The organism is Actinophytocola sp. (assembly GCF_050699935.1).
In the GTDB taxonomy this organism is placed as follows: Bacteria; Actinomycetota; Actinomycetes; order Mycobacteriales; family Pseudonocardiaceae; genus Actinophytocola.
The window spans coordinates 1-4,910 of sequence record NZ_JBOHGB010000257.1; the positions used below are offsets into that span (position 1 = coordinate 1).

At 74.2% G+C, this 4,910-nt stretch carries 5 protein-coding genes; 3 read left to right on the plus strand and 2 right to left on the minus strand.

What is annotated here, in order from left to right:
- Window positions 1–132 precede the first annotated feature (132 nt).
- Complete coding sequence (locus ACRDTB_RS37275; RefSeq protein WP_431436972.1) at window positions 133–2,379, plus strand: AAA family ATPase; 2,247 nt, start codon at window positions 133–135, stop codon at window positions 2,377–2,379.
- Window positions 2,380–2,443: 64 nt separating this feature from the next.
- On the opposite strand, the gene ACRDTB_RS37280 is transcribed toward ACRDTB_RS37275, so the two are convergent.
- Both ACRDTB_RS37280 and ACRDTB_RS37285 read right to left on the minus strand, forming a co-directional pair.
- A complete protein-coding gene (locus ACRDTB_RS37280; RefSeq protein WP_431436973.1) occupies window positions 2,444–3,088 on the minus strand; it encodes a LytR C-terminal domain-containing protein in 645 nt (214 codons plus the stop codon).
- Complete coding sequence (locus ACRDTB_RS37285; RefSeq protein ID WP_431436974.1) at window positions 3,085–3,390, minus strand: DUF3263 domain-containing protein; 306 nt, start codon at window positions 3,388–3,390, stop codon at window positions 3,085–3,087. Before ACRDTB_RS37285 ends, ACRDTB_RS37280 begins: the two co-directional genes overlap by 4 nt.
- 143 nt (window positions 3,391–3,533) lie before the next feature.
- Here ACRDTB_RS37285 and ACRDTB_RS37290 point away from each other — a divergent pair, with 143 nt between their 5' ends.
- Window positions 3,534–4,103 carry a peptide deformylase gene (locus tag ACRDTB_RS37290; RefSeq protein WP_431436975.1) on the plus strand — a complete coding sequence of 190 codons (570 nt, stop codon included), beginning with the start codon at window positions 3,534–3,536 and terminating at the stop codon, window positions 4,101–4,103.
- 142 nt (window positions 4,104–4,245) lie between these two features.
- On the plus strand, window positions 4,246–4,910 hold a 665-nt coding region (locus tag ACRDTB_RS37295), incomplete at its 3' end, for a S1C family serine protease (RefSeq protein WP_431436976.1).

Here is a 4,910-nt window from a genome sequence, read left to right on the forward strand (position 1 = left end):
CGGCGGGGCCGTGCTGCTGCCGACCGACTCGCACCGGGTCCGCCGCGCGGTGCGCGGGCGGGGCTGGCGGCGCACCGGCCTGCGCCGTAACCAGGCCCGGCCCACCGCGAAGGACCAGTAGTCTCGGGTCCCATGCCACAGATCACGCTCACCGCACGGCTGTCGCCGTCGGCGTTGGACACCCGCCGCGGCGTGGTGCGCCTGCACCCCGAGGTCTTCGACGCGCTCGGCCTCGAAACCTGGGCCGGCGTGCGGCTGACCGGCGCGCGGGTGAGCGCGGCGCTCGCGGCCGAGGCGGACCGGGCGGGCGCGCCGGGCGTGCTGCTGCTCGACGACGTCACGATGTCGAACGTGGGCGTGACCGAGGGCGCCGAGGTCGTGGTGGAGCCGGTGTCGGTGGCGCCCGCGCGGACGGTGACCGTCGCCGGCTCGCGGCTCGCGTCGGTGTCGCTGCCGCCGGAGACCGTGCGGCAGGCGCTGATCGGCAAGGTGCTGACCGTCGGCGACGCGGTGTCGCTGCTGCCGCAGGACCTCGCGCCCTCGCCGGGCACGGACCTGCCCGCCGTGCGCGGCAAGCTGTCTCGGGCCATTGGCATGACGTGGACCAACGAGCTGCTGACGGTCACCGCGAGCGAGCCGGACGGGCCGGTCGCCGTCCATCCGTCCACTGTGGTCGGCTGGCGGGACGGCGCGCGGACCGGTGAGCCGGCTCCGGCCGCCCAGCTCGCCGGCCCGGGCGGCACGGTGACCGCGCCAGCCGACGAGCCCGTCACGACACCGCCCGCGACCGTGCCCGCCGAGCCGCCGCCCCCGATCGCGGACCTGGTCGGCGCGCGCGACGCCGCCGACCGGCTCGCCGAGTGGCTGGAGCTGGCGTTCAACCGCCCGGAGCTGCTGGCGAAGCTGGGTGCCGCCGCGCAGCTCGGCGCGTTGATCACCGGGCCGGAGGGCGTCGGCAAGACCACCGTGGTCCGCTCGGTCGCGCACGCCGCCGGCGCCGAGGTCGTCGAGCTGGCCGGGCCGACGATCGCCGCGCTGGAGGCGAACGCCGGCGCCCGCCGCCTCACCGACGCGATCGCCCGAATCAGTGGTGGCCCAGCTGCCGACCGGCCGTCGGTGCTGCTGCTGACCGACCTCGACGCGCTGCTGCCCGCGACCAGCCCGCCGCCGGTGGCGACCGTCGTGATCGACGTGCTGCGGGCCGCGATCCGCACGCCGAAGCTGGCGATCGTCGCGACCACGGCCCACCCGGAGTCGCTCGACCCGCGGGTGCGTGGCGTCGACCTGCTGGACCGCTCGCTGTCGGTGCCGCTGCCGGACGCCAAGACACGTACCGAACTGATGCGCGTGCTGTTCCGCGACGTGCCCGTCGAGTCCGAAGTGGACTTCGGCGAGGTCGCCGACCGAACCCCGGGCTTCGTCGCCGCGGACCTGATCGCGCTGCGCCGCGAGGCCGCCGTGCGGGCCGCGGTGCGGGTGGGGTCAGCCGCCGAGCCGACGGTGACGCCGGCGGACCTGATGGGCGCGCTGGACACGGTGCGCCCGACCTCGATGTCCACCTCGGACAACCTGCGGACCGGTGGGCTGACGATGGACGGTGTCGGCGACATGGTCGAGGTGAAGCAGGCGCTGACCGAGGCGGTGCTGTGGCCGCTGCAGTACCCGGACTCCTTTGCGCGCCTGGGCGTGGACCCGCCGCGCGGCATGCTGCTGTTCGGCCCGCCCGGCTGCGGCAAGACGTTCCTGGTCCGCGCCCTCGCGGGCACCGGCAAGCTGAACGTGCTGTCGGTCAAGGGCGCCGAGCTGATGGACAAGTGGGTCGGCGAGTCCGAGCGGGCGGTGCGGGAGCTGTTCCGCCGGGCCGCGGAGGCCGCGCCCGCGCTGGTGTTCCTCGACGAGGTGGACGCGCTGGCGCCGCGGCGCGGGCAGTCCGCCGACTCGGGCGTGTCCGACCGCGTGGTCGCGTCGCTGCTGACCGAGCTCGACGGCGTGGAGCCGATGCGCGACGTGGTGGTGCTGGGCGCGACGAACCGGCCGGAGCTGATCGACCCGGCCCTGCTGCGGCCGGGCCGGCTGGAGCGGCGGGTGTACGTGCCGCCGCCGGACGCCGACGCGCGTGCGGAGGTCCTGCGGGCCGCCGCACGGAACACCCCGCTCGCCGACGACGTGGACATCGCCGAGCTGGCCGCCGAGCTCGACGGCTACTCGGCGGCGGACTGCGCGGCGCTCGTGCGGGAGGCCGCGCTGACCGCGATGCGCGAGTCCCTGGAGGCGGCGGTCGTGACGGCGGCACACCTCGCGACGGCCGGCGAGACCGTGCGCGCGTCGCTGGACCCGGCGCAGCTCGCGGTGCTCAAGTCGTACGCGGAGTCCTGGTAATGCCCGGAAGGACGCCATCCGGACGTCCAGCGACAGGAAGGCGTCCTTCCGGGCATTCCCCGGGCTACTTGCCGTTGTTCTTTCCGCCTATGCCCTGGTAGTCGTTGGTGACGATGACGAGCACGCCGGGCGGGAAGCCCTCGATGCCGGCGAAGCGCTCCTCCACGCGCATGCCGAAGTCGTCGGCGATGTCGTTGGCCGCGGACTGCTCGGCGGTGCCGGACCGGTAGTAGACGGTCGTGGTCGGGATCGTGCCGTACGGATAGTTGCCGACCTCGACGACGTTCCAGCCGACCGCGCGCAGGTCGTCGGCGGCCTCTGCGCCGAGGCCGCCGATCGTGCTGTTGTTGTACACGCGGACCGGCTGGGTCTTGCCGGGCTCGCCGTTGCCGTCGCCGCCGGGCGGCGGGGCGGGCGGGGAGCCGCTCGGCCCACCGGGCGGCGTGGTGGTCGCCGGCACCTCGCCGGTGGTGGTCGGCGGCGGCTCGGTCGGCGAGGCCTCCGAGGTCGGCGGGGACGACGGCTGTTCCCCGGGCGTGCCGGTCCCGTTGGCGGTGGTCGGTGGCGGCCCGGCCTCGTCGTCGCCATCGCCGTTGCCGTCGAAGATCGAGACGAGGCCGATGACCAGCGCGATCGCGGCGAGCCCGAGCAACGCCAGGCCCGCGACCCGCAGAGGGCGCGTGGGGCTGGGCGGGTCGGGTGCGGTCATCGACCCAGCCGCTGGGCCGTGCGGGCACGCTGGCGTCCGCTGCGCAGCCGGCGCAGCCGCTTGACCAGCATCGGGTCGGCCGCCAGCGCCTCACGCTTGTCGATCAGCCGGTTGACCAGCTGGTAGTAGCGGGTCGGGGAGACGCCGAACAGCTCGTGGATCGCCTGCTCCTTGAGGCCGGGACACTTCCACCACTGCCGCTCGAACGCGAGGATCTCGCGCTCCCGCTGCGTGAGGCCGTCCGTCTGCGCCACACCCACACGCGGGTCGGGGGGCTCTGCCGGCATCTCTGCGGCGTCCATCTGGCTCCTCGCCACGGGTCGGTCGCTGCCCGCGAATCACACGCCTGTGATTCGCCCGGGTGCCTTATTACATCACGTTAGCGACGGTCCCTGCCGGCCATGTGCGCGAGAGTCGCGCGATCTTTGCCCGCTATCGTCCCGCCATGGCCATCCGCCCGATCGTGATCGTCGGCGACCCCGTGCTGCATCACCCGACGCGTCCGGTGGAGAAGTTCGACGACGAGTTGACGACGCTCGTCCACGACATGTTCGAGACGATGGCCGCGGCCCCAGGAGTCGGCCTCGCCGCGAACCAGGTCGGTGTCGACCTGCGGGTGTTCGTCTACGACTGCCCGGACGACGAGGACGTGCGGCACCGCGGAGTCGTGGTCAACCCGGTGCTGGAGACCTCCGAGCGCCCGGAGACCATGCCGGACGCGGACGACGATCTCGAAGGCTGCCTGTCGGTGCCCGGCGAGCAGTTCCCGACCGGCCGCGCGTCGTGGGCGAAGGTGACCGGCCAGGACGTGTCCGGCGAGCCAGTCGAGGTCGAGGGAACCGGGTACTTCGCGCGCTGCCTGCAACACGAGACCGACCACCTCGACGGGCTGCTGTACCTGGACCGGCTCGCGGGCCGGCACGCCCGCGAGTCGAAGCGGATGCTCAAGCGCAACGGCTGGGGCCGCCCGGGCCTGTCGTGGGACCCCGCGGTGGAGACCGAGCCGGGCGAGTAACTCTTCGCTCACGGCGAACGGGGAACAACCGCGTGCCGGCGCACACTTGAGTGAGGTGCAACGGTGTAATCGGTTGGGGGTGATCGCGGTGTCGTCCGACGAGCTGGACCCCTACTCCCGCACGGTGAGCGCGGTGGCCGAGATGCTGACGCCGCACGTGGCGAGCGTGTCGCTGCGGCGGGGCGGCGGCTCGGCCGTGGTGTTCACCGACGCCGGGCACATGCTGACGAACGCGCACGTGGTCGGCTCGGGCAAGCGCGGCTCGGCGACCTTCTCCGACGGCACGGAGACCGACTTCGAGGTGATCGGCTCGGACCCGCTGTCGGACCTCGCGGTGGTGCGCACGGCATCGGACGCTCCGCCGCCGGCGTACCTGGGCGAGGCGGACGACCTGATCGTGGGCCAGCTGGTGGTGGCCGTCGGCAGCCCGCTGGGCCTGTCGGGCTCGGTGACCGCCGGGGTGGTGAGCGCGCTCGGCCGCTCGTTGCCGGTTCGCCAGGGGCAGGCGGCGCGGGTGATCGAGGACGTGATCCAGACGGACGCCGCGCTGAACCCGGGCAACTCGGGCGGCGCGCTCGCCGACTCGCGCGGGCAGGTGGTCGGCATCAACACGGCGGTGGCGGGGTTCGGGCTCGGCCTGGCGGTCCCGATCAACGTGACCACGCGGCGGATCATCGACACGCTCATGGTCGAGGGCCGGGTGCGCCGGGCGTACCTCGGCGTGGTCGGCGTGCCCGCCCCGCTGCCGGACGACGTCGCCGAGCGGACCGGGCAGCGCGCCGGGCTGCGGGTGATCGAGGTCGTGGG